24 protein-coding genes, 7 tRNA genes and 1 rRNA gene are annotated in these 26,028 nt (G+C 48.9%); 3 read left to right on the top strand and 29 right to left on the bottom strand.

Annotated elements, in window-relative coordinates:
• Positions 1-36: 36 nt before the first annotated feature.
• The 5 genes from fabG to H8S75_RS22510 all read right to left on the bottom strand — a co-directional run bounded on the left by fabG (position 37) and on the right by H8S75_RS22510 (position 4,035).
• Positions 37-777, bottom strand: coding sequence for a 3-oxoacyl-[acyl-carrier-protein] reductase (gene fabG / locus H8S75_RS22530; protein WP_187023463.1), 741 nt, complete (start codon positions 775-777; stop codon positions 37-39).
• 111 nt (positions 778-888) lie between these two features.
• Positions 889-1,797, bottom strand: a complete 909-nt coding sequence (gene fabD / locus H8S75_RS22525; protein WP_187023462.1) for an ACP S-malonyltransferase — start codon at positions 1,795-1,797, stop codon at positions 889-891.
• 21 nt (positions 1,798-1,818) lie between these two features.
• Positions 1,819-2,742, bottom strand: a complete 924-nt coding sequence (gene fabK, locus H8S75_RS22520) for an enoyl-[acyl-carrier-protein] reductase FabK (protein ID WP_187023461.1) — start codon at positions 2,740-2,742, stop codon at positions 1,819-1,821.
• Positions 2,742-2,975 (bottom strand): acyl carrier protein, encoded by a 234-nt coding sequence (gene acpP, locus H8S75_RS22515; protein ID WP_025529601.1) that lies wholly within the window; start codon positions 2,973-2,975, stop codon positions 2,742-2,744. Before acpP ends, fabK begins: the two co-directional genes overlap by 1 nt.
• Positions 2,976-3,069: 94 nt before the next feature.
• Positions 3,070-4,035, bottom strand: a complete 966-nt coding sequence (locus H8S75_RS22510; RefSeq protein ID WP_055658336.1) for a beta-ketoacyl-ACP synthase III — start codon at positions 4,033-4,035, stop codon at positions 3,070-3,072.
• A 243-nt stretch (positions 4,036-4,278) separates the two neighbouring features.
• On the opposite strand from H8S75_RS22510, the gene H8S75_RS22505 reads away from it, so the two are divergent.
• Positions 4,279-4,701, top strand: coding sequence for a DUF2000 domain-containing protein (locus H8S75_RS22505; protein WP_002605455.1), 423 nt, complete (start codon positions 4,279-4,281; stop codon positions 4,699-4,701).
• Positions 4,702-4,815: 114 nt separating this feature from the next.
• Here the strand turns inward: H8S75_RS22505 and H8S75_RS22500 are convergent, their stop codons facing one another.
• From H8S75_RS22500 to H8S75_RS22455, 10 genes are all read right to left on the bottom strand, one after another.
• Positions 4,816-5,625, bottom strand: coding sequence for a Cof-type HAD-IIB family hydrolase (locus H8S75_RS22500; protein ID WP_187023460.1), 810 nt, complete (start codon positions 5,623-5,625; stop codon positions 4,816-4,818).
• Between the two features lie 12 nt (positions 5,626-5,637).
• Complete coding sequence (gene rsmI, locus H8S75_RS22495; protein WP_187023585.1) at positions 5,638-6,501, bottom strand: 16S rRNA (cytidine(1402)-2'-O)-methyltransferase; 864 nt, start codon at positions 6,499-6,501, stop codon at positions 5,638-5,640.
• Positions 6,502-6,717: 216 nt separating this feature from the next.
• Positions 6,718-7,455, bottom strand: coding sequence for a tRNA1(Val) (adenine(37)-N6)-methyltransferase (locus H8S75_RS22490; RefSeq protein ID WP_187023459.1), 738 nt, complete (start codon positions 7,453-7,455; stop codon positions 6,718-6,720).
• Positions 7,445-8,353, bottom strand: a complete 909-nt coding sequence (locus H8S75_RS22485) for a PSP1 domain-containing protein (RefSeq protein WP_002605446.1) — start codon at positions 8,351-8,353, stop codon at positions 7,445-7,447. Before H8S75_RS22485 ends, H8S75_RS22490 begins: the two co-directional genes overlap by 11 nt.
• Before the next feature lie 3 nt (positions 8,354-8,356).
• Positions 8,357-9,346, bottom strand: a complete 990-nt coding sequence (gene holB / locus H8S75_RS22480) for a DNA polymerase III subunit delta' (protein WP_187023458.1) — start codon at positions 9,344-9,346, stop codon at positions 8,357-8,359.
• A gap of 156 nt (positions 9,347-9,502) precedes the next feature.
• Positions 9,503-10,342, bottom strand: a complete 840-nt coding sequence (locus H8S75_RS22475; RefSeq protein WP_187023457.1) for a polysaccharide deacetylase family protein — start codon at positions 10,340-10,342, stop codon at positions 9,503-9,505.
• 33 nt (positions 10,343-10,375) lie between these two features.
• Complete coding sequence (locus H8S75_RS22470) at positions 10,376-10,987, bottom strand: nucleoside/nucleotide kinase family protein (RefSeq protein WP_187023456.1); 612 nt, start codon at positions 10,985-10,987, stop codon at positions 10,376-10,378.
• Positions 10,988-11,022: 35 nt separating this feature from the next.
• Entirely contained in the window at positions 11,023-12,555 is a 1,533-nt protein-coding gene (locus H8S75_RS22465; RefSeq protein WP_187023455.1) for an aminotransferase class I/II-fold pyridoxal phosphate-dependent enzyme, read from the bottom strand.
• Between the two features lie 89 nt (positions 12,556-12,644).
• Complete coding sequence (locus tag H8S75_RS22460) at positions 12,645-13,739, bottom strand: DUF6688 domain-containing protein (RefSeq protein WP_187023454.1); 1,095 nt, start codon at positions 13,737-13,739, stop codon at positions 12,645-12,647.
• Positions 13,739-15,409 carry a DUF4153 domain-containing protein gene (locus H8S75_RS22455; RefSeq protein ID WP_187023453.1) on the bottom strand — a complete coding sequence of 557 codons (1,671 nt, stop codon included), beginning with the start codon at positions 15,407-15,409 and terminating at the stop codon, positions 13,739-13,741. The genes H8S75_RS22460 and H8S75_RS22455 overlap by 1 nt, the downstream gene beginning before the upstream one ends.
• Before the next feature lie 362 nt (positions 15,410-15,771).
• Here H8S75_RS22455 and H8S75_RS22450 point away from each other — a divergent pair, with 362 nt between their 5' ends.
• Positions 15,772-16,002 (top strand): hypothetical protein, encoded by a 231-nt coding sequence (locus H8S75_RS22450; protein WP_002605435.1) that lies wholly within the window; start codon positions 15,772-15,774, stop codon positions 16,000-16,002.
• Between the two features lie 49 nt (positions 16,003-16,051).
• Here H8S75_RS22450 and H8S75_RS22445 read toward each other — a convergent pair whose 3' ends face one another.
• From H8S75_RS22445 to H8S75_RS22425, 5 genes are all read right to left on the bottom strand, one after another.
• Positions 16,052-17,911 carry an amylosucrase gene (locus H8S75_RS22445; protein WP_187023452.1) on the bottom strand — a complete coding sequence of 620 codons (1,860 nt, stop codon included), beginning with the start codon at positions 17,909-17,911 and terminating at the stop codon, positions 16,052-16,054.
• 79 nt (positions 17,912-17,990) lie between these two features.
• On the bottom strand, positions 17,991-19,301 hold the full coding sequence (locus tag H8S75_RS22440) for a glycoside hydrolase family 32 protein (RefSeq protein WP_187023451.1): 1,311 nt from the start codon (positions 19,299-19,301) through the stop codon (positions 17,991-17,993).
• A 27-nt stretch (positions 19,302-19,328) separates the two neighbouring features.
• Complete coding sequence (locus tag H8S75_RS22435; protein ID WP_055658324.1) at positions 19,329-20,192, bottom strand: carbohydrate ABC transporter permease; 864 nt, start codon at positions 20,190-20,192, stop codon at positions 19,329-19,331.
• Positions 20,192-21,064 carry a carbohydrate ABC transporter permease gene (locus H8S75_RS22430; protein WP_187023450.1) on the bottom strand — a complete coding sequence of 291 codons (873 nt, stop codon included), beginning with the start codon at positions 21,062-21,064 and terminating at the stop codon, positions 20,192-20,194. The genes H8S75_RS22435 and H8S75_RS22430 overlap by 1 nt, the downstream gene beginning before the upstream one ends.
• A gap of 16 nt (positions 21,065-21,080) precedes the next feature.
• A complete protein-coding gene (locus H8S75_RS22425; protein ID WP_187023584.1) occupies positions 21,081-22,454 on the bottom strand; it encodes an ABC transporter substrate-binding protein in 1,374 nt (457 codons plus the stop codon).
• A 336-nt stretch (positions 22,455-22,790) separates the two neighbouring features.
• On the opposite strand from H8S75_RS22425, the gene H8S75_RS22420 reads away from it, so the two are divergent.
• Positions 22,791-23,843: a LacI family DNA-binding transcriptional regulator gene (locus H8S75_RS22420; RefSeq protein ID WP_187023449.1), complete on the top strand. Its 1,053-nt coding sequence runs from the start codon at positions 22,791-22,793 to the stop codon at positions 23,841-23,843.
• 22 nt (positions 23,844-23,865) lie between these two features.
• On the opposite strand, the gene H8S75_RS22415 is transcribed toward H8S75_RS22420, so the two are convergent.
• From H8S75_RS22415 to H8S75_RS22375, 9 genes are all read right to left on the bottom strand, one after another.
• Positions 23,866-25,008 (bottom strand): GGDEF domain-containing protein, encoded by a 1,143-nt coding sequence (locus tag H8S75_RS22415; RefSeq protein WP_187023448.1) that lies wholly within the window; start codon positions 25,006-25,008, stop codon positions 23,866-23,868.
• Between the two features lie 113 nt (positions 25,009-25,121).
• Positions 25,122-25,194: transfer RNA gene (locus tag H8S75_RS22410), tRNA-Lys, on the bottom strand.
• A gap of 4 nt (positions 25,195-25,198) precedes the next feature.
• A tRNA-Phe gene (locus H8S75_RS22405) sits at positions 25,199-25,271 on the bottom strand.
• A 39-nt stretch (positions 25,272-25,310) separates the two neighbouring features.
• A tRNA-Met gene (locus tag H8S75_RS22400) sits at positions 25,311-25,384 on the bottom strand.
• 46 nt (positions 25,385-25,430) lie between these two features.
• Positions 25,431-25,512: transfer RNA gene (locus H8S75_RS22395), tRNA-Tyr, on the bottom strand.
• 36 nt (positions 25,513-25,548) lie between these two features.
• Positions 25,549-25,621 (bottom strand) — tRNA-Thr (locus tag H8S75_RS22390).
• 30 nt (positions 25,622-25,651) lie between these two features.
• Positions 25,652-25,724 (bottom strand) — tRNA-Val (locus H8S75_RS22385).
• A gap of 23 nt (positions 25,725-25,747) precedes the next feature.
• Positions 25,748-25,821 (bottom strand) — tRNA-Asp (locus H8S75_RS22380).
• A 102-nt stretch (positions 25,822-25,923) separates the two neighbouring features.
• Positions 25,924-26,028: ribosomal RNA gene (locus H8S75_RS22375) — 23S ribosomal RNA — on the bottom strand; the annotation flags it as partial.

Below are 26,028 nucleotides of genomic sequence, written 5' to 3'. Positions count from 1 at the left end.
ACTCTTGCCCAACCGTGCATCTGCTGAATAGTTACGTTACATCGCCATTCCGCCGTCCACGCTGATCACCTGGCCGGTAATGTAGCCTGCCGCGCCGGAGGCCAGAAATGCCACTGCACCGGCAATATCTTCGGTGGTTCCAAAATGTTTCATCGGGATCTGTTCTGTCGCACCCGCCTTTACGGCATCGGACAGCACCTCCGTCATCTCTGTCTCAATAAATCCAGGCGCTACCGCGTTCACGGTAATGCCCCTGCTGGCCACTTCTCTGGCAAAGGATTTTGTCAGTCCGATTACCCCGGCCTTGGCTGCGCAGTAATTGGCCTGCCCCGCATTGCCGAGCACACCGGAAACGGAAGAAATATTGATGATTCTGCCGCCTCTCTGTTTGATCATCTGGCGGGCTACATGCTTCATGCAGTTAAATACGCCCTTTAAGTTGGTATCGATAACTGCGTCGAAATCGCCCTCGGACATCTTCATCAGCAGATTATCCTTCGTGATTCCGGCGTTATTTACCAGAATATCGATAGAGCCATACTTCTTTATGACGCCGTCCATCATAGCCGCAACGCTCTCAAAATCAGACACGCTGCACTGGATGGCCTCCGCATGGCCTCCGCCTGCCGTAATCTCATTTACTACTTCTTCCGCACGTTTCGCGGAACCATTATAATTGACAATGACAGTCGCGCCTTCCGCGGCCAGACGGAGCGCGATCGCCCGCCCGATTCCTCTTCCGGCTCCGGTCACAACAGCTGTTTTTCCTTCTAACATTCCGGCATCCTCCTCGCTATGAGCACTTAGCGCCTGTCTTTTAGGCGCTTACGTGCGATGCATGTCACCTCCACTTGGTGAGGTCCTTCACGAACCTAGTGGAGTGACTCGCTATAGCTTTTCAATATCTTCCAGTTTTTCTATATTAATGACTTTTACATCTCTTGTTATCTTTCTCATGAATCCGGCCAGAGTCTTTCCCGGCCCGATTTCTATAAATGTATCCACTCCATCCTGCAGCATGGTTTCCACACTCTGCTGCCATCTGACGGAAGAAGACACCTGTCTCTCTAAAAGCGGTCTCACATCCTCTGCCTTCGTCACATACTGAGCCGTGACATTAGCCACATACGGGATAACCGGGGTGTTGATGCGGGCATCGGCCAGAACCCCGCCCAGCTTCCGTCCGGCGTCCGCAAGCATGGCAGAATGGAACGGTCCGCTGACATTTAACAGGACGGCACGCTTTGCACCAGCTTCCAGGAGCTTCTCATTGGCCGCTTCCACGGCTTCCTTCCGTCCGGAGATCACGATCTGTCCCGGGCAGTTGTAGTTGGCGATGGAAACGCCGTCGATCGCGCTTATCACTTCTTCAATCTTAGACGCGTCGAGGGCCAGGATGGCGGCCATGGCTCCGAGTCCAACCGGAACCGCCTCCTGCATAAGGATTCCCCTCTGTCTTACGGTACGGATCGCATCCGCGTCGCTCATCACGCCCGCGGCGGCAAGCGCAGGATATTCTCCCAGGCTCAGTCCGGCAGCCACATCGGGCTTCACGCCTTTTGCCTCTTCCAGGACACGCATCATGGCGATGCTGGTGGTTACCATGGCGGCCTGTGTGTATTCCGTGATATCCAGTCTGTCGTTCTTTTCAAAACACAGCTCCGGCATGGAAAAACCAAGCAGCTCTGACGCCATGTCAAAGAGCTCTTTTCCGGTCTTTGTATTCTCATAAAAATCCTGGCCCATACCACAGTACTGTGCGCCCTGTCCCGGGAAAATAAATGCAGTCTTGCTCATAATCCGTAACTCCTTTTTCAATTATCGGTTCAGCAGTTTCTCCGCCTGTTCCATCATTTCGTCAATCATTTCCTTACAGGTCTGTTTCTTATAAATCATACCTGCGATCTGTCCTGCCATGACGGTACCGTTCGTGATATCGCCTTCCTGTACGGCCTCTCTCAGCTTTCCGAGAGTTAAGTATTCCAGTTCCTCGAAGCTCTTGCCTTCCTGCTCCAGCTTTACGTATTCCCTGGTCATCTGATTCCTTAAGCATCTGACCGGATGGCCGTGGGAGCGTCCCGTAACCGCCGAATCGATGTCCTTTGCCTTGATAATGCGCTGCTTGTAGTTCTCGTGAACAATGGATTCATCCGAAACCACAAATCTCGTGCCGATCTGTACCGCCTCTGCTCCGAGCATAAATGCCGCGGCGATTCCGCGTCCGTCACCGATACCGCCGGCCGCGATAACCGGTATGGATACAGCGTCCACAACCTGCGGAACCAGTGTCATCGTTGTCTGCTCACCGATATGACCGCCGGATTCGCATCCTTCCGCCACAACCGCATCCGCGCCGTAGCGCTCCATTCTCTTAGCCAGTGCTACAGAAGCCACAACCGGTATAATTTTGACCCCGGCGGCCTTCCACATCTCAATATATTTCTCCGGGTTTCCGGCTCCGGTGGTTACCACACCGATTCCTTCCTCCACGACTACCTTTGCTATCTCATCGGCATGAGGGCTCAGCAGCATGACATTGACTCCGATTGGTTTCTTTGTCAGCGCTTTTGCCTTGCGGATCTCCTCTCTGACCACCTCGGCCGGTGCGTTTGCACCGCCGATCAGTCCCAGCCCGCCAGCTTCCGATACAGCCGCCGCCAGATGATGTTCCGCAACCCAGGCCATTCCACCCTGAATAATCGGGTGTTTAATTCCTAAAAGTTCCGTTATTCTGGTATTCATCAGCCTTCCACGCCCTTTGCTTTTAAGTAGTCCATAACCGCGCTTACGGTCGTCAGCTTCTCTAAATCCTCAGAAGGAATCTCGACTGAATACTCATCCTCCAGAGCCATAACAAGTTCGAATAAATCCAGGGAATCCGCTCCTAAATCCTCTTTAAAGGAAGACTCTGCCAATACGGCCTCTGCGTCTACATTTAACTGCTCTGCGATAATTTCTTTCATCTTCTCTAACATGGTTTCATTCTCCTCTTCATTTTCCATCTTTTATTCCATTGATTTTTTAATATTTATCTAATTACTTTGATTTTCAAAGTATTAGTCTTTTTAATTACCACTCCAGAAGAGTGGTTCCCCAGGTCAACCCTGCACCAAAACCGGCTAAAAGCAATTTGTCGCCCGGTTTCAATTTTCCTTCGCGGTTCAGCTCATCTAAAAGGATGGGCACCGACGCTCCGGAAGTATTACCATACCGCTCTAAATTCGCTGGAAACTTTTCCATCGGTAATTTAAGTCTTTTCGCTATGGATTCGGAAATCCGGTAATTGGACTGATGCAGAATAAAATATTTAATTTCTTCTAATTCGGTTCCGCTCCCGGCAATCGTCTTCTTAATTGCCTCCGGCACGGTCTTAACCGCAAATTTAAAAACTTCCTGGCCATCCATGGTCATATAGCCTAATTCTGGTTTCTTTCCTGTCAGGAAATTTCCCGTAGTGCGTCCGCCGCATTTTAAAACGTCGCCTTTCGTTCCGTCCGCACCCATGGTCAGCCCCATGATTCCGGTGTCCTCTGCCCTCACGACAGCCGCTCCCGCACCGTCTCCGAAGAGAACGCAGGTACCCCGGTCGTTCCAGTCCACCAGCTTGCTGAGTGTATCCGCTCCGATCACAAGCCCCGTCCGGTAGATTCCCGCCGTCAAAAAGCTATGTACCGTGTTTAAAGCGAAGACAAATCCCGAACACGCGGCGCTTAAGTCAAACGCCACCGCATTGACCGCGCCGACCGCGGCCTGTACCTCGCAGGCACCATTTGGAAAACAGCAGTCTCCCGAGGAAGTGGCAAGGACGATAATGTCCAGTTCTTCCGGTTTTATTCCGGATTGTTCAATCGCCAGCTTCGCCGCCTCCGCCGCCAGATCGGAGGTTCCTGATTCTGCTGCCGCAATCCTTCTTTCCCGGATTCCGGTTCTCGGTCTGATCCATTCGTCGCTGGTATCCACGATCTTTGCCAGATCATCATTGGTTACCACCTGTTTCGGTACAGCCGAACCTGTTCCTATAATTCTAGTCGTCATAATTTCCCCCATTCGTGCTGTGATTCACACATCCAGGTAAATGGGAAAACCCGTGGTTTTCACCTGTCTCTGATATTTTTCGTTTCAAATATTTTGATATTCAAACCAATTCTATACAATCCCGATTCGTTTGTCAAGAAAAATTTTTAAAATAACAGCCGCCTGTGATATGCCACATCGTTCAAGAAATTTTTTCGGACAAATGGTAAAATAGAACAACAAACAGAAAAGGAAGTAAGACAAATGGATTTACAGAACGAAAAATGTGTCATGGTCATCGACGAGACACTCCCCACCGGCCTGATTGCCAACACCGCCGGAATTATGGGAATCACGCTTGGCAAAGAGATGCCGGATACCGTGGGGCCTGACGTCACGGACAAGACAGGCTGCTCCCACCGGGGCATCATCCAGTTCCCTGTCCCCATACTAAAGGCTGACGGAGCCAAAATACGGGAGCTCCGGAAACAGCTTTACCGGCCGGAATATGCGGAACTGACTGTGGTGGATTTCTCCGACACGGCACAGAGCTGCAAGACCTACGATGAATTTATTGATAAGGCTGCCGCCACCGAGGAAGATACTTTCTCTTATCTCGGTATTGCCATCTGCGGACCTAAAAAAGCGGTGAATAAGCTGACAGGGAATCTCCCGTTGCTTCGATAAATGAACATGTGTTTCAGGTATTACCCCAACACCAATATGCAAAGAGGCCGGATCTTTGGAATCCAGCCTCTTTGCATCTTTAACTGTTAATTCGTATCTCTTCCGACTCACCCTTTAATCGAATACATACTTCTCAATCGCATACGCCACACCGTCTTTGTCATTACTCAGCGTCACAAAATCGGCGTACTTCTTTACTTCCTCCCACGCATTCCCCATTGCCACGCCCATTCCGGCATATTGGATCATGGAGATATCATTGTCATTATCCCCTGCTGCCAGTACCTGCTCTTTCGATATCCCGTACAGACGGCAAAGACGTTCCACCGTCTCTTTCTTTCCCACGCCGGCCGGCATAACCTCCAGATAGGTATCCTTGGACCGGTATACCTCCATCTGGGGCTGGCCTTCCCGTTCAAAACGCTTCATAAACGCCAGGATACGGTCCGCCTCCGCCATAAGAAGCAGCTTGTGCGGCCCCGTCCCATCTGCCTTCCATCGGTCCATCATGGCCTCCGTATCACAGACTGTCGCCATATAATGCGTAATGAGCCCTTCCTGCCTCGCCCACTCGTCCATTTCGTCCACACACCATTCATCATTCCGGTAGTAGCTCACATGGATTCCCATGGAATCGGCAAGCCTGCTGACCTCCCGGACCAGCGGTGTCTCCAGCGTCTTACTCTCGATGACCGTTCCGTCCCCCGACAGTATGAGCCCGCCTCCGTAGCAGGCAATGGGATCCTTTAACCCCAGTTCATCCTTTAAAAACACCATGGCCTTCGGCATTCTGGCCGATATGAGTACAACCGGTATCCCTTTTTTGGAGGCCGCCCTGATCACCGTTCTGGTATGAGAGGTAATCTCATGTCTGCTGTTTAATATCGTGCCGTCAATATCGAGGCATATCATGTTACACACCATATCCGTATCCTCTTACTTCATCAGCTGCTGGTAGACATCCCGTTTACTGATTCCCCGGTCCTTCGCCACCATACGCATGGCCTCTTTTCGTTCAATTCCCTGCTTCTCATACAGATCCATATGCTCTTCCAGAGACATCTCCTCAAACGATTTCATCCGTTCTTCCTTTATTTCACCGATACTCTTCCCTTCGATAACAATGACGCACTCGCCTCTCGGATCCTCCGTCTCATAGGCCGCCAGCGCATCTTCAAACGTAGTCTGAAACGCCGTCTCATACCGTTTCGTCAGTTCCCTGCATATGGTGATTCTCCGGTTTCCCAGGGCCTCTCTCAGTTCCTCCAGCGTCCTGACAAGCCGGTGGGGCGCTTCATATATAATGATCGTTCTCGTCTCACGCTTCAGTTCCTCTAAAATCCACTGTTTTTCCTTCTTATCAGAAGGGAGAAATGCCTCAAAGCAGAAACGCCTCGTTGCCAGTCCCGATATGGTCAGAGCCGTAATGCAGGCCGCAGGCCCAGGCAGAGATGTAAGCGGTACTCCCGCCTCATGGCACTGCCTCACCAATTCTTCGCCCGGATCAGAGATTCCCGGTGTTCCCGCATCTGTAATTAATGCGATGGAAACTCCATTTTTCATCTGCTCCACCAGATATCTGGCCTTGTCCACCTTGTTGTATTCATGATAGCTGGTCATGGGCGTCTTAATATTAAAGTGGTTTAACAGCTTAATACTATGCCGGGTGTCCTCCGCCGCAATCAAGTCCACTTCCTTTAATGTATTCAAAACCCGCAGGGTAATATCATCCAGATTCCCAATAGGCGTCGCACATAGATACAGCTTTCCTGTTTTCTGATCCTTTACCTGTTCTTCCATCTTCTTTTCCAACTTTTCTGCTATTTTTCGGGCCGTTTGACCGGCCTGTTTCTTCTATCATTAGTAGATATACTTTAACACAGAGGGCGAGACTTTTCAAGGAAAGGCGGAAATATGGCAGGGCGGAAAACACCAATCCCCTGGTTCTCCGCCCTGCCATATTCACCTAATTCTCCAAATTCTCCCCATTGCTGGCAATACATAATGATCAATTTTTCAATACCCGTAAATATCATAAATCTCCTGCGTATACACCCCCGGCTCCCGATATACCACAATCGGCGCCTCCACCTTAATCATGGATTTACCGCCGCGCACGGCTTCAATCAGGACCATATTGGCCTCTTTGTCCACAAATGGATGGACCATCTTCATCCGCTTCGGCTCCAGCTTATACTTCGTCAGCGCCGTAATAATTTCTATCAGGCGATGAGGCCGGTGCACCATGTAGAAGCGCCCGCCCGGCCGCAAAAGCTTCGCCGCCTCCCTCGCCACATCGTCCAGCGTACATAGCACCTCATGGCGGGCAATCGCCTTGGGCAGATCGGGATTTTTAAGTCCATGGGAATCGTTCATATAGGGCGGATTCGAGGTCACCACGTCAAAGGAAGCCGCGCCAAACATCCGGCTGGCTTCCTTGATATCGCCCTTTACGATCGAGACCTTCTCTTCCAGGCGATTGAGCGCCACGCTGCGCGCGGCCATCTCCGCCACCTCATCCTGAATCTCAAGCCCCGTATAATGTTCGCCTTCATATTTCGCTTCCAGAAGAATCGGGATAATTCCCGTCCCGGTTCCCAGATCGATCGCCTTTTCCCCCGGCTTCACCGCCGCGAAACCGGATAAAAGCACCGCATCCATACCGAAGCAGAACCCGTCCTTCTTCTGTATAATCTGATAGCCGTTTCTCTGTAAATCGTCAAGCCGTTCCTCATCCTTAAGCTCAATTATCATCTAACTTGGATTTCCCTTCCTTCTTCTCAAGGGCTTCCAGAGCCTTCAGCTCCGCATCCGCTACAGAGCCTTTATCCTTGCGCCGCCTCGGTTTAAACTTCAGCTGATCCACACGGTATTCTCTGATTTCCTTCTCATCCTTTGTGATGACGATGACCTTCACCAGCTGACGAAGCACGCTGACCGAGTGAACCTCACCCTTCAGCCCGTCGTCCGTGGTCACATAATCCCCCACATTCGGAAGCTTGCTGTTTAAGTCCTCGTACGTCTCTTCCTCATTCTTCAGACAGCACATGAGCCTTCCGCAGACACCGGAGATCTTCGTCGGATTCAGCGACAGATTCTGCTCCTTCGCCATCTTGATTGAAACAGGGATAAACTCCGATAAGTAAGAGTGGCAGCACAGCGGTCTGCCGCAGATACCGATTCCTCCCACAATCTTCGTCTCGTCTCTGACGCCGACCTGACGAAGCTCGATTCTCGTTTTAAATACCGATGCCAGATCCTTCACCAGTTCGCGGAAATCGATTCTTCCATCCGCGGTAAAGTAAAACAGCACCTTGTTGTTGTCGAAGGTATATTCCGCATCGATCAGCTTCATCTGAAGCCCGTGTTTCCGGATCTTTTCCTTACAGATCCGGAACGCTTCCCTTTCCTTGTCGTGGTTTTTTAACTCCACATCCTCGTCTTCTCTCGTCGCCATCCGGATCACAGACTTAAGCGGCTGGACGACCTTGTCATCCGGCACCTCTCTGCTTCCCAGCACTACATAACCGTATTCAATTCCTCTCGCCGTCTCCACAATCACGTGGTCACCCGTATGAATCTCCCTGCCGGCCGGATCGAAATAATAGATCTTCCCCGCATTGCGGAATCTTACACCAATCACTTTTATCATCAATCAGTTCTCCTTCATTACCAGTAACATGAGCTCCATGGCCAGTTCCATATTCACATTGGCATTCAGCCTGATCCCCGCCTTATCAATGGACTGGAGAATCTTTTCAATCCCATCGTAGGCGCTGGAGGCGCTCATTTCCTTAATTGTATTATACTCTTCCTTAAACACCAGAAGATTAATATCCTGTGTCACCTTATACATCAGCACATCCCGGTACCATAGCTGCATAAAATCGAGGCAGTCATAGATGTCCAGACTCTCATCCTTCAGCTTCTTGATATAGTCCAGAAGCTCCGTAATATCCATATCCTTCAAATGCTTCAGCATATGCAGAAGCTCGGTATACATCAGCTGAAAATCCTCCGAAGAGGCCAGATGGATCGCCTTTCCCAGATTTCCTCTCGCAAACGCGGCGTAAATCTCCGCCTTCACCTCGGAAATCCCCAGAGATTCCATCAGATACGTCCTGACCACGCTGTCCTGAAGCGGCTTCAGCTTTAACTGCACGCATCTGGAGAGAATCGTCGGCAGAAAAGCCTCCTGATTCGTAGTCAGCAGCATGATAATCGCATAGGACGGCGGTTCCTCGATGGTCTTAAGCAGGGCATTCTGCGCCTGTGCCGTCATCTTTTCCGCTTCATCCACGATGTAGATCTTATAATAGCTGCTGTAGGGCCGTACCATGATTGTATCATTAATTTGTTCCCTGATATCGTCAACGCCGATGCTGTTCGGCTTTTCATGATTTACAAAAATCAAGTCCGGATGGTTGCCGCTCATCACCTGCTTGCAGGCGTGGCACTGCATACACGGTTCCTTCTTCCCCTTTTCACAGAGAAGCGTCATGGCAAATGCATTCGCCAGCGACTTACGTCCCATTCCTGCCTCACCTGTCAGAATATACGCATGAGATACATGATTTGTCTCTATAGCCTTCTTAAAATGTTCCTTTATCATCTCATGACCGATTATATCGTTAAATCCTGGCATTGGGGCACCTCCGTCTCAAAATATACGGATTTATTATAGCATATAAAATTCATACTCACAAGAAATAAGTGCTGGTAATTCCCATAAGAGGGCGTCTCCTGTCATTTCCCGCACAAAAAGAAACAGACGGCCCCATACGGCAGCCGTCTTAAGCATTTAATTCAGTTCCATCCTCTCACCAGCCTTCACCCGGTAAGAAATTCCGTCCTTCTCAAAATATACGTCCAATGCGGCTGGATTCCATACCATAGATCCATCCGCGCTGAACAGCAGCCGGTCATACGCCGTCATATAATCATACAGCTCCAGGTTTGTCGCATACCAGATCTCATCTCGGTTTCCGGTATACGCAGCAAATCTCTCAATCACCTCCCAGTTCCCATCAGCCTCAAACTCATAGCTGTGTCCCCAGAGATAGAACAGCCAGGAGCCGTACTTTGGCGTCTCCTCCACAAATTTTTCCGCCAGCTCCATCAGGCGCTCATCCCGGTGATGGCACGTGGCCGTCAGACGGAGCCAGTCGGATGGAAGCCGGAAATCCCATGTTGAAATCGTTGTTCTTGCATAGGCGATTCCCGCCTGCACAAGCGTATCGACCACTCTGTCACTGGTAGTACCGAAGGGATAAGCCATCCCCCTGACAATTGTATGAAACTGCTGCTCCAGATTCTCCCGGTCCTTCATCACCTCAGCCGTACAGAGATTCACCGGAAGCTGCTCCAGAAACGGATGTGTCAGCCCATGAACCGCCACCTCCATGCCGCTGCCGCCGTAGACCTCCGTCACCGCCTTTTCCGTCATTCTTCTGTGCACCGTACCGGGTGGGTATACCGTACCCTCTTCCGCGTAGAGCCCGCTGTTTAAGTTAAATGTGCCCTTTAATCCATGCTGCTTCATGATTTCGATCAGACGGATATCCTGTTCCACTCCGTCGTCATAGCTTAACGTCAGCGCCTTCTTTTTTCCCTTTGGAAACTGAATAAAGATACTTCCCATGATTCTTCCCCCTTTCCTCCAAATGCGGGCAGCTTACTCCCTGCTGCCCGCTGCCTGTTCCATAAACGCCTTCATATCCCTGCAAATCTCCTCCAGGCATACCCTCAGATCATCATTCCTGTATCTCCTGTCAATTCCGCATCTTACCAGGTTTTCTTCCTTAAAATCCTCTTCATCCGCCAGAAATCTCCGGCAGAGTTCCTTATATTTCGGTTCCTTCTGCCCCTTTTCCCGCTCCAGCGCACGTTCCAGCCTCACGCCGTCATCCACCTCGATGTAGACAGGAACCAGCCCATTTTCACCGAAATACTCTCTCATCTTCTCATAAGACTCCAGCGTTCCGATCATCAGATAAGAATCCCTGTCATCCAGACAGATCTGCCCGTCATCCACGGTAAAATAACTCCACGGTCCATACACCGTCTGATACGTCCGTTCCTCGATCAGCCTTTTCTCCCTGCGGAAGTCATCCAGCCGCTCCACCGTCGTAAAATGGTATTCCACCCCTTCCGTCTCCCCATCCCGGATCGGCCTCGTCGTATAAAGGACCACCGTCTTTAATTCCGGTATTCGTTCCCGCAGTTCTTTATAAATCGTATCCTTCCCGGATGCGCTTTTTCCCATCACATAAAAAATCTTTCCCATGTTTCATTCCTCAGTTTTTTCTAAAATAATAGTATCTAACTATCCGCTCCTGCTGCCGTCAAAACCGCCTCCACCTCCGGATCCGCCGTTCCCTGGACCGGAAGGCCCTTGCGCTTATACTGCCGGATCATCTCCACCAATTCCGGTTTTAATACTTCTCCCGGCGCCACAATCGGAATTCCCGGCGGATAGATGTAGATAAACTCCGCGGATACCATTCCCTCACACGCATCAAGAGGGACAGACCGCCCCGGAGAGTCCATCGCCTGTGCGATCGTCATAGCAATCTCCGGCCATCCACAACCACGTTCCTTTTCCATCCCGTTATCCACAATTCCACGGTCTCTTTCCCCTGTGTTATCCCCGTTTATCCCCGAAAAGCCTGATGCGGCAGTCCCACAGTCTCCCGCATCCCTCCTCCGCTCATGATCGATCTCCAGGAAAGCCCGGCATAACCGATCCAGACCCTCATCCGTATCAGCCACCGTAGTAATCGCCGTCACATAATCCGGTCCGCACATTTCCATTTCCAGATGGTATCTGTTTCGAAGCAGCTCCGTAAGCTCCGGCCCGGTCAGGCCGCTGCTTCCCACTGAAACCACGATTTTAGACTTATCCACATCAAAGACCTGGCACCGCCCTTTCACTCCGCCAAGAAGAGCCAGACACTCCATCTCCCCCATCCGCCGCCGGATACGGTCCAGCCTGCCGCTAAAGGCCTTCATCTCATCTCTTCCCGCTTCATCCATCCATCGGATACAATTTTCAATAGCGGCCATCAACACATACGACGGGCTGCTGCTCTGGAACATGTGTACATACCGGTCAATTCTGCTGATATCCGCAAATCCCGCTTTCACATGCATGACCGCGGTCTGAGTCAGAGAAGGAAGCGTCTTATGGAGACTCTGTATCACCACATCCGCCCCCAGCTCCAGCGCAGAAACCGGGAATCCCGCCTCCCCTCCAAAGGGGAAATGCGCCCCGTGAGCCTCATCCACAATCAGCGGAATCCACCACTCATGGACGATTTTCGCAATTGCACCGATATCCGAGACAATACCGTCATACGTGGGAGATACCACCAGCACAGCCTCCGTCTCCGGATGGGTTATCAACAGCCGCCGCACATCCTCCGGCGATAATCCACCCTGAATCCCAAATTCCAGGATTGTCTGTGGATAAATATATTCCGCCCTCAAATGGCCCAAATACACGCCATGATATGCCGATTTATGGCAGTTCCGGCTCATAAGAATAGTGCCTCCATGGGAGACAGAGCCGCAGACCGCGCTCAAAATACCGCAGCTGCTTCCATTCACAAGATAATACGTCCGGTCCGCCCCATAGACATTTCCTGCCCACTCCATAGATTCCTTCAGAATCCCTTCCGGGTGGTGGAGATTATCAAATCCCTCAATCTCGGTAATATCCACAGAAAACGGATTTGGAAAATCTCCTGCAAATCCGGTCCCCGTCTGTCTCTTATGCCCCGGCATATGAAACGGATAGGCGTCAGATTCCCCATATTCCATTAATCGGTCCAGCAGATACTTCTCCATCTCCATCCTCCAGATCATTTTCTGTTACAATTTTCTTTCAGATTAGCAGATCAATGGTGAAATGTCAAATCCTCACTCCTTCACAGGCTGAACTGTTACAGGTATTGTTTTGCAATCCGGTCCTCCGGCTTTCTGTCCGTCAGATAGAGAACCAGGAGAAATATCCATTCCAGGGGCTTCATCACCAGATACGTAATATCCGCCGCCAGAGGCGTCCTGATGTGCTTTGCCACCGGATACCCATACGTATCATACGCATGGCGCACGAAGCGGTGAAAACGCGGTGTACGCTCCTCAAGCACCTGCTCAAATGCATTTGCCACACACAGCTGCCGGTTCACCACGATCCGATGCCCATGCCGGACTCCCATCCGTTGGGGTTTCACCAGTTTCTCATGTCCCCCGGCCGCCACCGTACAGAGATAATGGCCATCGCTGTAAACTGTCGGCGGTGATATCCGCTGTGACAGCATCCAGTCGCTTGTCTCTGTAAATGCCTTCACCGCGGCGGATGGTTCCTGCCCAAACAGCACGAGAACCGCAATACAGATTCCCAGCACCGGCCACACCATGAGAAACGCCAGCGCCGGCCAGCAGCTGCTCTTTACCAACAGGCGCCGCAATCCCGTAAACTTTTCGAAATCTTTTCCCTCATCCTCTTCCTTCTGTTCCTTTAACAGGGTCTTCACCACAGAAGCTGACAACAGAATCACATTCAGAGGAAATACAGCGAGATAAACAGATAATTCATCCGCCCGCCCCAGTACCTGGATAATCCACATCACACAGACCGCGCATCCAATATACAAAAATGAAATACTAAGAATCTTAACCAGCGGCGGCAGCCTTTTAGACGCAAGCTTTAGCAGAAAATATCCCAGAAGCCCCAGCGAAACCAGAACAAGAACTGTAACCACATAGTGCTCCGACACAGGAGTATGGATCGCAGAGTCACTGGCAAACAGCTGCTCCTGCCACTCGCCTCCAATCCCCATATAATCATACAGTATAGCGGAAAACAGCGGTCCCAGAATCCATGTAAGCACCTCCGCCGCATTTTTAAATTTCCCCGGTTCTGCAAGAATAAAATATAAATTCATGAAAGTCAAAATAATTGGAACTATAAAAAACAGAAACAGCAGCCCCAACAGTATGATACTTCCAAAAAGTTGCCCTGCTATATCAGCCATTATTCTATCCCCCCATTTCTGAACGATTGTTTTGCCTTTTCAAACGAAAAATTCCTTGTCCTGAAATCCGCAGCCCCCGCCTGATAGTTCTTAGAAATAACCCACCTGTAATACTCCGTTAAAAATTCCGTTCTCCCGCCGGAATAAAACCGTCCGAGAACCGCATTATCTTCAAGCGTCTCAAGCACTACAGGAACTGCGTCCGCCGAAAGCGCCTGCGTCATATACGTAAAATCGCTGTCAGACCATTCACCCACATGAGCTGCATTATAGTCCGCAATCACCCGATCCGGTCTCATATACGAAAATCCCACAAAAAATACAGATACCATCACAAGGCACCATCCAAACAGCGGAAATCTGTTCCTATAGATCAAAATAACCACACCAGCCATCATACACGCCAGCAACAGCAGGAACCACAGCACCAGAACCCGCAGATACGTCAGGTGATACTCCCCGACATACAAAGCCATCCGGTATGCCGCGGATGCGATCATCACATACGTACATCCGCAGATGACAGTCAGAACGCCATTTAAGAAACGGCTTCTCTTAAAAAACTTCAGGTTCATAAGCACCATAACCAGATTCATCACAGCCACAAACAAAAGCTGGAAAAATCCCTGCCGCGCATAGGAGGAGTACGTCACCCCCTCCGGCAGACTGCCTTTTCCGAGAAAAAGGTAAATGACCTGTATCCCGCTAAAGAACAGATACAGCAGTGCAACCGCGCTCATGCACGTAATAGCGGTAACCGGTTCGTGGGTTCTCATCGTCTTTTCTTCCCCGGAGATCTGGTCCATACAGGCTCCGCAGATCAGGCAATAGACTCCAAATGCCCCTAAAGCAGTCATGGAGACCATAACGAGAATAGTCCATACATTCAGAACCGTCTCCATCCAGTGAACCACCATGGAGCCAAACACTACATCCGCCCGCCCCAGAAGAAATCCGGCTACCAGCAGGATCGGCAGAGCTGCCGCCAGCCCCATGAGCACCCGTGATGCCGTTCTGTACTTTTTCAAACTGACCTTCTTAAAAAATTCGTTCCCCTGAAAAAACGGATAGACAACTGCCGCAATCACACAACAGAGATAGACTGCCATAGAAGATAAATACTTACCGATACTCCACCCCCTGTCTTCATAAAACTGGTGAATAACAAAAATAACCACGAGCAAAAATTCAGCCGTCTTAATCAGCAGAATAAGCAGCGGATCCGCAGTCCTGCAGACCGCGATACCCAACAAAACAGCAGTAACGATCAAAAACCATGATCCCCGTTTCCACTCTACCGAAAGCCTCCTGATCATCCAGGCCAGCACACCATAAATTCCCCCAACCATAATTGGATACGTAATTCCACTGGGGTTCTTATACATACAAAATGTATACAGTATTCCAAATGCCAGAGCCACCCCCATAAATATCGGAAAGTTCTGTGTAATAACCTCCTGCTTTCCCCTACGCCAAGCCGGAACAGGCACTTCTTTTATCTCCTTTTTCATATCCTTTTTTATATCTTTTTTCTCCTGTATTATCTGACTGCTATCTCCGTTTTGCTTCTCAGGTTTTGCCTGATATTCAAGTATGTTCTGATTTCCACCTCCCTCCTGACTTTCAGTTATCACCATTTTACCCTCTTCCTCCAGAATCTTCCCACTCATCAAACTTCCTCCTTCTTATTATCGCAATTCTTCATCCATTACTTCTCTTTCCTGTAACATACCATAGTATATATTAAATTTCAATATTAAATTATTGATAATCAATAATTTAATATTGTTTTATAATAAAATGTAAGATTTTCTTTCGTTTTTCCTTTCTTTACATTTTTTCAGATCAGTCTTATAATAGATGTCGAAGTCAGAACCTTTGTATCAAACTGCGGGATATTTGGCTCTCGCGGCCATCGCCAGATAGCCAGCCATACATAATACCCAGAACTTCACCCGCAGAAATAAAATAAGCTAATCCACGAAGCCCGTGAAGTACCTTGCTAAGCGGATTAACCAGGAGGTGATTCATTGTGAGAACAATCGAATTTAAGATGGAGCGCCCCGGACTCGTCAAGGCGGGTGATGAAGTATCCATTATCGAAAGGGAAGGAACCAGCAGCTACAGCTATATAATCGATCCTGCCGTTGCCATGTCCGGCTGCTATACCGGCCGTGACCGCATCAAATCCGACCACGGAATCGTAAAAGAAGTCAAGCACAACGACAGAGGCTACTATGTGATTGTAGAATTTGACGAATAAAAAAAAGGATCCGGGACGCAGCGTCTCCAGATCCTTTTTACTTTATCAATTATTTATTCTCCTCAATCCCGTTTTCCCTCATAAGCCAGTAAACTCCATAAGCAGGTATCTCCACCCCTTTCGCCTCCATCGCTCTCCCCGAGATCAGATCCGTATACATCCCATCCTCCTCGTTAATCCAGGCGACTTTATCGAATTCACTGAAATTAAAGAGGGCAATTACCTTATCCTCCCCGTACTCTCTCACCAGCCCCAAGATGGAATCATCCCATGTGTCAATGGTCCATACCCGCGCATCCGTGCAGAAAACCGGATACTGTGCCCGGATCGTCTCCAGCTTCCTAATGCCGTCGAAAATCTTTTCCTGAAGACTGCCCTTCACACTGCGTTTCTTCTCCAGATCCCACCGGAAATCGCCTCTGTGCAGATAACGGGAGTCATCCCATTTTCTGGGATTCTCGTGGTAGGTATAATCATTTTCCTGACCGATCTCATCGCCGCTGTAGATCACCGGAATCCCCGACTGCGACAACATATACGCATGAAGCATCAGATCCAGCCTAACAGCCTTTTCAAGGGCTTCTGCGTCCCTCTCAAACGCAGCCTTTTCAATACCGCATAACGATGCCGTAGTTCCGCACAATCTTGCATCCCCGGACTCAGGGTCTGAATTGTACAACTCTCCCCGTCCAAACGATCCCGGATACTGCCCTGTCAGAAAATCATTCAAATACTTTTTATGGCTGACCTCATCGATCCCGAATTGTCTCAGCCACGGATAATCCAATCCCCAACCGATATCGTCGTGACAGCGCAGATAATTTAAGAAAACGTAATCCTTCGGCAGACCGCTCACCACATTCATCTGCTGGCGAAGCAGCCGGATATCCTTTGTCGCCACGCTGTTCCAGGTAGCCGCCATGGTCGTCACATTATAAAGCATGTGACACTCCGGCTTCTCCACGCTGCCGAAATACGGAACCACTTTATCCGGTTCCATCACCACCTCGCCGAGCAGAAGGACCCCCGGACACACAATCTCACAGATAATTCTCATAATCCGCACAATGGTGTGGACCTGCGGCAGATTCCTGCAGTTCGTCCCCAGCTGTTTCCAGATGTAGGGAACCGCATCAATACGGATTACATCAATCCCCCGGTTCACCAGGTTCAGCATATTTTGGGCCATCTCATTCAGCACAACCGGATTCCAGTAATTCAAATCCCACTGATAGGGATAAAATGTGGTCATCACATATTTTCCCGCCTCCTGTACCCAGGTAAAATTCCCCGGAGCCGTAGTTGGAAATACCTCCGGCACTGTCCGTTCAAACTGTGCCGGAAGATCGTAATTATCGTAGAAGAAGTACCGGCTCTGATACTCCGGATCGCCCGCCTTCGCCTTTCTGGCCCATTCGTGGTCCTCCGAGGTATGGTTCATCACAAAGTCCAGACAGATGCTCACCCCCCGTTTATGGCACTCCTTTGCCAGACACTCTAAGTCCTCCATGGTACCCAGATCAGGCCTCACCTTCCGGAAATCAGATACCGCGTATCCGCCGTCGCTCCTGCCCTCCGGCGTATCGAGAAGCGGCATCAAATGCAGATAATTGACCCCGCATTCCTCAATATAGTCCAGATGCTTTAAAACCCCGTTCAAATCCCCGGCAAATGCATCCACATACATCATCATACCGACCATCCGGTTTCCTTTATACCACTGCGGATCCTTCGCCCGCTCCCGGTCCATCGTCTTAAGTTCCGCCTTCCTCTCCGTATAAAACCGGTACATCTGTCCGCACAGCTGCTTAAACGCCTCATCCTGATTATTATATAGTTCGCAGTAGAGCCATTTCAGCTCGTCATAGTACCTGTCAAACCTTTTCTCATATTCCTTACAGTAGTTCATCTCACCATATCTCCTCGCCAAATACGCGCTATAATTTCTAAATATTTACAGACTTTTCATAATCACTGTACTATTTGTATTATTCTACCGTAAACAGCTTCACCTTTCGATCCGACACGATCTGATTTTCAATCCCATATACCGCATTTGAAATAACATACTCACCGTCATTTACAAAAACCTCAATCAGATTGGAATCCACCAGAATCTCCACATGGCCGCCATTCTTCATTTCCGGTGTCTCAAACTGCATTCTGCACGCCCTGTCATCTCCCGCAGTCAGGCTCCGGTCCGTACAGATTTGATTCCCTTTCCGGTAAATCCGGTATCCGCCGACATCGATACCATCTCCATCCTCTAAATCTGCCTCTGCCCGATATCCCGCTTCTGCAGCCTCCTTTGGCGTATCAATTGCTCTGCCGTAGGCTTCCCTGACCGCCGGATGCATCCGGAAATAAATATGGCCGTCCTCTACTTCCACCACTCTGGGACTGCACATCATCCCAATCCATTCACCCCCGACCGTCTCCGGCATACGGACCCATGCAGCCATCACTCTCCGGCCATCCTGATCCACCGTGCTCTGCGCCGCATAGAGATCCAGGCCATAATCGAGAAACTGGTATTGATCCGGCATCGTCATTGTACAGCTCTCTTCCTCAAAGTCCACAACCATGCAGATACTCTGATTCTCTTCTTTATACCCATCCTTTAAAAATCCCATAGGGGAAAATGACAGAACCTTTCCCCCCTTCGTCTCATAGTAATCCGGGCACTCCCACATCCATCCAAAACCGCTTTTCGACACGGCATTCACATACGACCAGTTTATCAGATCAGCGCTGCGGTAAAAGAGCATTCTGCCATTTCCGTCAATTCCATGGGTCCCCAGCACCATATACCAGGCGTCCGCCCCGCGCCACACCTTAGGGTCCCTCGTATGAGCAGCATCGCCCCTTTCCCGTTCCCCGATCGGAGCAATAATCTCTCTTTTATCCTTTATATTGTCAAAATGAACTCCATCCTCCGATGTAATTATCATCTGTGCCGAGACAAACTGATCATCCAGACAGAGATTCGTGTCCTCGGGATCCTCTAAAAGATAACGGACACCGGTATAGTACAGATATAATTTCCCATCCTGTTCCACCGCACTTCCGGAAAAACACCCATCCCGGTCCCCGCGCTTACTTGGAAATAAGGCAATTCCTTTATGTTCCCAGTGCACCAGGTCCTCACTCACCGCGTGTCCCCAGTGCATCCTCCCCCACCTCGGTCCATAGGGAAAGCACTGGTAAAACATATGGTACTTTCCCTTGTAATAAATAAATCCATTCGGATCATTCATCCAGCATCCCGGAGCCTTTATATGTATTGTATTAGTTGTCATCGTATGCAGCCTCTCCTTACCAATCATCTATTTTACTGCTCCAGCCACCACGCCGCTGATAATCTGCTTTTGAAGCGTAATATACAGGATTAACACCGGTATTACGCACAACAGCAGTCCAGCCATAATCGTGCCGTAATCCGCCGAATACGTGCCGTAGAAGCTGTAAGTGGAAAGAGGCAGCGTCAGCAGCTTCTTATCCGACAGCACCAGAGACGGCAATAGGAAATCATTCCAGAACGCCAGTGAATTTAAGATCACCATCGTGGAAATAATCGGCTTCAGCAGTGGAAAAACGATTCTAAAAAATGTCTGGACGTGGGTACATCCGTCGATATTCGCGGCCTCCTCCAGCGCCACCGGAACATTTCCCTTAATAAAACCATGAAACATAAACACGGACATCGCCATGGAAAATCCCGTATGCATAAACACCAGCGTGCTCCTGTGATTCAGCACATTCAGCTTACCGCCATAAATACTCACCAGCGGAATCATAATCGCCTGGAACGGAATAATCATGGAAGCCACCATCAAAACAAAGGCAATCCTGGAAATCGCATTGTTATTCCGCACGATATAGTAGGCCAGCATAGCCGCCAGCAGCGTAACGAGCGCCGTTGCAAACACCGTTACGATCAGGGAATTCTTAAATGCGTTCAAAAAATCCATCTGAACAAACGCCTTCACGAAGTTATCAAACGACAGTCCCTTAATTGTATACAGCCAGGAAAATGGACTCTTGATAATATCCCGTTTTTGTTTCAGGGAATTAATCACCACCATGTAGAATGGGAACATGTAAAGAATAAATATCACGATCAGTCCTGCTGTAGCCACAAGCTCCGATTTCTTTCTCTTCTTACCGCTTCCTGCTTTCTCTCCCGCCATTATGCTTCCACCTCCTTCTTCTTGGTCAAATAAACCTGAATGCCGCTGATACAGGCCACGATCACGAACAGGATCAGCGCCTCCGCCTGGCCCACGCCAAACCGTCTCGATGTAAATGCCTTTTCATACACGTGCATGGCCGCCATCTCCGTCGTCCCGTAAGGCGCACCAGCCGTTAAGGAAAGGTTCACATCGTATACCATAAATGCCCTGGACAGTGTCAGGAACAGGCATATGGTAATGGAGGACATCATAAGAGGCATAATAATGCTCTTCATTTTCGTCCATCCCGAAGCACCGTCAATCGTAGCTGCTTCCATCACATCATCACTCAGTCCCATAAAACCGGCCACATAGATAAGAATCATATATCCGGACAGCTGCCACACCGTGACAATCACCAGTGCGATAAATGCCTTTGTCGGTTCCGAAAGCCAGGATGCCTCAAACAGTCCCCAGCCCGTAGCATCACCGATTCCCACAAATACTCTTGAAAATACAAACTGCCAGATATACCCGAGAACGATGCCCCCGATCAGGTTCGGTGTAAAAAATCCGGCCCTGAAAAAGTTCTGTCCCTTAATCCCTCTTGTCAGCAGATAGGCGATCATAAACGCCAGCAGATTTACAAATACCACCACCACGATCACATACTTAAAGGTCAGAAGCAGAGACGACCAGAACTGTCCGTCCTTCATAACCCCGGCAAAATTCTGCAGACCGATAAAATTCTTCACATCCGAAACTCCGTTCCAGTCCGTCATCGTCAAATAGACGCCGTAGATAAACGGAACAATCACAACTGCAAAAAAGCAGAATAATCCGGGCAATGCAAAAATACAGAAATCTTTCCCTTTGCTCTTTGATTTCATCCTGGACACCTCTCTCCTATCTCTGTTCTTCCCAATAGTTCTCAATCGACTGAATCAGTTCCTCCCGGCTGCTTCTGCCCGCCAGGTACTTCTGCATGGATGCTCCCAGAACCGCCCAGTGGTCATTTGGAACGATAGCAGACGCGTTAAACGCCCTCTCTTCATGAACCCGGTTGTAAATATCGCGGCTCAGCGGATCAGCCGGTTCATAAGGATTATTCTGAAATGGCGGAATCAGATTACACGTCTTCACGATCATCTGCTGTCCGATCTCACTGAATACAATCCAGTTCAAGAACTCCCTTGCCGCCGCCCTCTCTTGATCCGAAACTACGCTCCCGTCTATCATAATCTGTTTAGACGGAGACGCCTGGATCTTTTGATTGGCAAAATCCTCAGGATCGTTATTCAAAAAGTATGGAAGAAAGCCATACGCATCCGAATTCTCCGAACCGGCCTCCGAAAGATTCGGCCATGCCCAGTTGCCGTTAAACCAGAAAGCGGTCTTTCCATCCACCAGGTCGATGGCCATCTCGTCATAATCGGCCCCCAGCGGATCCTTTCCCGCCACGTTATATTCCCGTAAGATATCAAACATATTTAAAAACTGATTCATACGGTCATAAGAATTTAAATCCAGTGTCCCTTCCTTGATCGCCTCGATAACCTCCTGGGCGCCCTCAGAAGTCCCGTCATACGTCTCATAGATATACTGGAGCTGGTGCGCTCCCAGAGACCAGTCTTCCTTTGCCACAGAAACAGGCCGTTTCATGCCGGCCTCCGTCAGCTGATCCAGAAGTGCCGCAAACTCATCCATGGTTGTAACAGACAGAGGATCGAATTCCCTTCCCAGCGTTTCTTCAATCACCGACCGATTATAAATCAGCCCGCGGCCTTCAATACAGAGCGGGAAGCTATATATCTTTCCATTCACCTCTGTCAGATAACCTTCCGCCTCAGCAGTCCAGGGCTCTCCCGTTAAATCAACCGCTTTTTCCTCAGCCAGCGCTATCACATCGGTAGTATCCAGAATTGCCATAGTAGGCGGCGTCCCCGAGTTATACATACTGACAACCTTAGTATAAGGAGAATCCCCATCCGTAACCGGCATAACCTCCACGTGGACTCCCGATTTCTTTTCATATTCCTCCGCCATCTTCGTCAAAGCCACCTGTATCTCCGCCTTAGAATTCAAAAGCGTGATTTTCGTACCTGACAGAGAAGCGTCATATTCAAACGTATCCACCGACGTGTCAATCGGCACTTCCTGTACCACCTCATTCGGATCATCCGGATCACTGGCAAATCCAAATCTGCATCCCGTCAGCATCATAACCGCCGTCACCATCATGACTCCGATTTTAATGGCCTTCGTACCAATCCCTTTCATCATCCTCATTCCTCCTTTAACGCTGCAATTTTTATCGGCCTCATTCTATGTAACCGGTAAAGTAACCGGTTACTTTATGTTTTTATCATAACACCCTTTTGGTCAATTTGTCAATGTGCAAACTACTTTTCGTAAAACTGCCCTAATACGGCGTACACAATTTGTACGAACTTTACAAAACCGGTTACTTAACCGATTACTCTTGAAGCGCTCATCTATTTTTGTTATACTGAATAAAGAGGAAGGAGCGAAATTCCAGACAGTCACAGGAATCTTCACTGGCAAGAAAACTCCTTTTTATAAAAAAACCCTACATTTTGAAAAGAGGCATCACGGATGACGAAAAAAAAGAATATAACATTTGACGATATTGCACAATACACACATTTTTCTAAGACAACGATATCCAGATACTTTAATAATCCGGATTCCCTCACGCTTGAGAACCAGCAGATCATTTCCGACGCTCTTGTAAAGCTCAACTATAAAGAAAACAAGGTAGCCCGCATCCTTGCCAACGGCAAGACAGAATTTGTCGGTATCCTGATTCCAAACCTTTATCTGCACTATTATTCAGAAATGCTGAATCAGATTCTTGCCACCTATGAGACGTACGGGTACAAGTTTCTGGTATTCATCGGCCACGAGAACGCGGAGACGGAGCGCCAGTACATTCAGGAGCTTCTGGCCTATAAGATTGAGGGGCTCATTGTCCTGAGCCACACACTGTCCTCCAGGGAACTGGCAGACCTTCAGATTCCCATTGTCACCATAGAACGGGAAGACCAGTATGTCTCCAGCATCAACACCGATAATTACATGGGCGCCATACAGGCCACCAGCCTCCTGGCCAGACATAACTGTGACATACTGATTCATATCAATACACCGACCGCCGAGAACATCCCCGCCTACGGACGAATCCAGGGCTTCATTGATTTCTGCAAAGAGAACAATATTAAAAACCGTATATTCTGCCACAAAACAGAAAACACCTATGATTCCTCTCTCCAGTACTTAAAAGATATCTTAGAGGAACTGGAGACCTCTTATACCGGCATACGAAAAGGCATATTCGTCTCCAACGACACCCATGCCAATATTCTGTTAAACTTAATTGTCCGTAAATACGGCAGGCTGCCCGACGACTATTATATTATAGGCTTTGACGACTCCCCGGTTGCCAGGGAAGCGGTTATCCCGATCAGCACAATAGGACAGCAGATAGACCGCATAGCCAATGAGGCGGTAAGTCTCCTTGTCAGCCAGATGAATGAACGCAAAAAAAGAAAACCAGCTCCCTTAAAGGAACCGGTCCATAAAACAATCACTCCCATTCTGATCCGAAGAGAGACCACAGAAAAAGAAAATCTGCCAGAGAACCGTTAATCCGGTTTCCTGGCAGATCTTTTTATGGCAGTACCTCAACTCTGTTTCTTCCATTCTTCTTCGCCTGATACAGTGCCTTATCCGATAGACAGACCAGATCATCCATCTGCACCTTACCTTCCCCATGCCAGGTATAGACACCAATGCTGATAGTAACCGCGCCTTCTTCCTCACCATTGATTTTAAAACGGCATTCAGCGATCCTCTTTCGTATTGTCTCCGCCATTTCCACCGCTTCATCCCGGTCCCACCGGAACAGGCAGATAAAAAATTCCTCCCCGCCAAAACGAATAGCCGCCACATCATTATCCTGACAGCACCCCCGGATGATCTCCGCGATCTTCTTCAGACACACATCGCCAGCAATATGACCATACCGGTCGTTAAACTTCTTAAAATAATCGATATCCAGCATCATACACGAGATCGTACCGGATTCCTCTTCCAGTTTCTTGATTTTCTCCCCGATAAACCACTCCATATACCGCCGGTTATTCATATCGGTCAGCTCATCAACCATGGCCTGATGGCTCAGAATCTCATTTACCCTGGTAATCTCCTCGTACTGTTTTCGGATCGTTACCTCCTGCTTTGTGACAATCACCTTATTTCGGTAAAGCGAATAAGAGATAGCCGTAGAAATACCCGCGATTGAAAAACTGTTTATAATATTGCTGAAAATATTATTTTCAATCGTCTGGATTCCCGGCAGACAGATATTTAAAAAGACAAATGCCGCCATAAAAATAATTCCAGCCTTTACCGGCTCCAAAAAACCAAGTGCTGCCACGGACAGCATCATATATGTAAATACGCTTAAATCGTTTCCTCCCAGCTGATCGTTCAAAGTAACACAACAGCCCCAGAAGCAGATAAATGCCGCGTAAACCAGCTCAGCATGAAGATACAGATGGTAATTTTTCTTTTCTTTCCTCCAGAAATTCCGATTTAGGATCATAGCAATTCCCGTAACCAGGAAAAGAGTCAGATACAAGATACAGTAAATAGCTCTCCTCTGTGTCTTAAACGGGCCGCCCGGTTTCGCAGCCATCAGTATCAGCATTAAAAGTTGAAATACCACAACGAATACGCTGATGATCTTCCAGGCGCGATTGACACTCTCAGCCCGTTTCTTTTCAATTTCAGCCCGGTACTTTTCCTCCATCGGCAGTCCTCCCTATCGCTTTACTTCATCATACATTTTAATAGAGTTTTGGAAAAAATAAAACAAAGATAAAAAAGCCTTGAAACAGAAATTGTTTCAAGGCTTCATTTCGATGAGACACCGGGGACTCGAACCCCGGACAACTTGATTAAAAGTCAAGTGCTCTACCACCTGAGCTAGTATCCCATAATGCCCAAAGTCGGAATCGAACCAACGACACGAGGATTTTCAGTCCTCTGCTCTACCAACTGAGCTATCTGGGCATGTACATCTGTAAGCATACTTAAAGTTCTCACAAAAAATTGCGGGGGCAGGATTTGAACCTGCGACCTTCGGGTTATGAGCCCGACGAGCTTCCAGACTGCTCCACCCCGCGTTATTAAATTATATTCGATACATCTTCTTTTTAGAAGTGTATCAAGTGGATGGTGGTGGATTCGAACCACCGAAGCAATTTGCAGCAGATTTACAGTCTGTCCCCTTTGGCCACTCGGGAAACCATCCATATTATATACTATTTAGTTTTATTTGATTCATGCAAGCCGATGATCGGACTCGAACCGATAACCTGCTGATTACAAATCAGCTGCTCTGCCAATTGAGCCACATCGGCGAATTACTCATTCGGACTTTACATACTGAATGGGACCTACAGGGCTCGAACCTGTGACCCTCTGCTTGTAAGGCAGATGCTCTCCCAGCTGAGCTAAGATCCCACATACGAAATATTCTGTTAAAACGACCCGGATGGGATTCGAACCCACGACCTCCGCCGTGACAGGGCGGCGCTCTAACCAGCTGAGCCACCAGGCCAAACCTGTTTTGAAGGTTTTACATATACCCTCAAAACCACACATTGTACATATCTTTCATCCGTTCTTACTTCCTCTGCCATTTCTGACAACCTAAACCAACTTGGTTAAGCCCTCGACCTATTAGTGACAGTCAGCTGCACATGTTGCCATGCTTCCACCTCTGCCCTATCTACCTCGTCGTCTTCAAGGGGTCTTACTCTTGCGA

It is taken from the genome of Hungatella hominis, from assembly GCF_014288005.1.
Lineage (GTDB): Bacteria > Bacillota > Clostridia > Lachnospirales > Lachnospiraceae > Hungatella > Hungatella effluvii.
The sequence above is the reverse complement of the archived record's forward strand: the minus strand, read 5'-3'. Positions and strand labels throughout refer to the sequence as shown.

Coding starts and splice junctions, on each gene's coding strand:
- H8S75_RS22445 (WP_187023452.1), bottom strand. CDS start 17,911: ATGAACTACTGTAAGGAATATGAGAAAAGGTTTGACAGGTACTATGAC.
- H8S75_RS22430 (WP_187023450.1), bottom strand. CDS start 21,064: ATGAAATCAAAGAGCAAAGGGAAAGATTTCTGTATTTTTGCATTGCCC.
- fabK (WP_187023461.1), bottom strand. CDS start 2,742: ATGAATACCAGAATAACGGAACTTTTAGGAATTAAACACCCGATTATT.
- fabG (WP_187023463.1), bottom strand. CDS start 777: ATGTTAGAAGGAAAAACAGCTGTTGTGACCGGAGCCGGAAGAGGAATC.
- H8S75_RS22455 (WP_187023453.1), bottom strand. CDS start 15,409: ATGAGTGGGAAGATTCTGGAGGAAGAGGGTAAAATGGTGATAACTGAA.
- H8S75_RS22505 (WP_002605455.1), top strand. CDS start 4,279: ATGGATTTACAGAACGAAAAATGTGTCATGGTCATCGACGAGACACTC.
- H8S75_RS22510 (WP_055658336.1), bottom strand. CDS start 4,035: ATGACGACTAGAATTATAGGAACAGGTTCGGCTGTACCGAAACAGGTG.
- holB (WP_187023458.1), bottom strand. CDS start 9,346: ATGCCAGGATTTAACGATATAATCGGTCATGAGATGATAAAGGAACAT.
- H8S75_RS22465 (WP_187023455.1), bottom strand. CDS start 12,555: ATGGAGATGGAGAAGTATCTGCTGGACCGATTAATGGAATATGGGGAA.
- H8S75_RS22435 (WP_055658324.1), bottom strand. CDS start 20,192: ATGGCGGGAGAGAAAGCAGGAAGCGGTAAGAAGAGAAAGAAATCGGAG.
- H8S75_RS22475 (WP_187023457.1), bottom strand. CDS start 10,342: ATGGGAAGTATCTTTATTCAGTTTCCAAAGGGAAAAAAGAAGGCGCTG.
- rsmI (WP_187023585.1), bottom strand. CDS start 6,501: ATGGAAGAACAGGTAAAGGATCAGAAAACAGGAAAGCTGTATCTATGT.
- H8S75_RS22415 (WP_187023448.1), bottom strand. CDS start 25,008: ATGGAGGAAAAGTACCGGGCTGAAATTGAAAAGAAACGGGCTGAGAGT.
- H8S75_RS22440 (WP_187023451.1), bottom strand. CDS start 19,301: ATGACAACTAATACAATACATATAAAGGCTCCGGGATGCTGGATGAAT.
- H8S75_RS22470 (WP_187023456.1), bottom strand. CDS start 10,987: ATGGGAAAGATTTTTTATGTGATGGGAAAAAGCGCATCCGGGAAGGAT.
- H8S75_RS22485 (WP_002605446.1), bottom strand. CDS start 8,353: ATGATAAAAGTGATTGGTGTAAGATTCCGCAATGCGGGGAAGATCTAT.
- H8S75_RS22420 (WP_187023449.1), top strand. CDS start 22,791: ATGACGAAAAAAAAGAATATAACATTTGACGATATTGCACAATACACA.
- H8S75_RS22460 (WP_187023454.1), bottom strand. CDS start 13,739: ATGGCTGATATAGCAGGGCAACTTTTTGGAAGTATCATACTGTTGGGG.
- H8S75_RS22500 (WP_187023460.1), bottom strand. CDS start 5,625: ATGGTGTGTAACATGATATGCCTCGATATTGACGGCACGATATTAAAC.
- fabD (WP_187023462.1), bottom strand. CDS start 1,797: ATGAGCAAGACTGCATTTATTTTCCCGGGACAGGGCGCACAGTACTGT.
- acpP (WP_025529601.1), bottom strand. CDS start 2,975: ATGTTAGAGAAGATGAAAGAAATTATCGCAGAGCAGTTAAATGTAGAC.
- H8S75_RS22490 (WP_187023459.1), bottom strand. CDS start 7,455: ATGATAATTGAGCTTAAGGATGAGGAACGGCTTGACGATTTACAGAGA.
- H8S75_RS22425 (WP_187023584.1), bottom strand. CDS start 22,454: ATGAAAGGGATTGGTACGAAGGCCATTAAAATCGGAGTCATGATGGTG.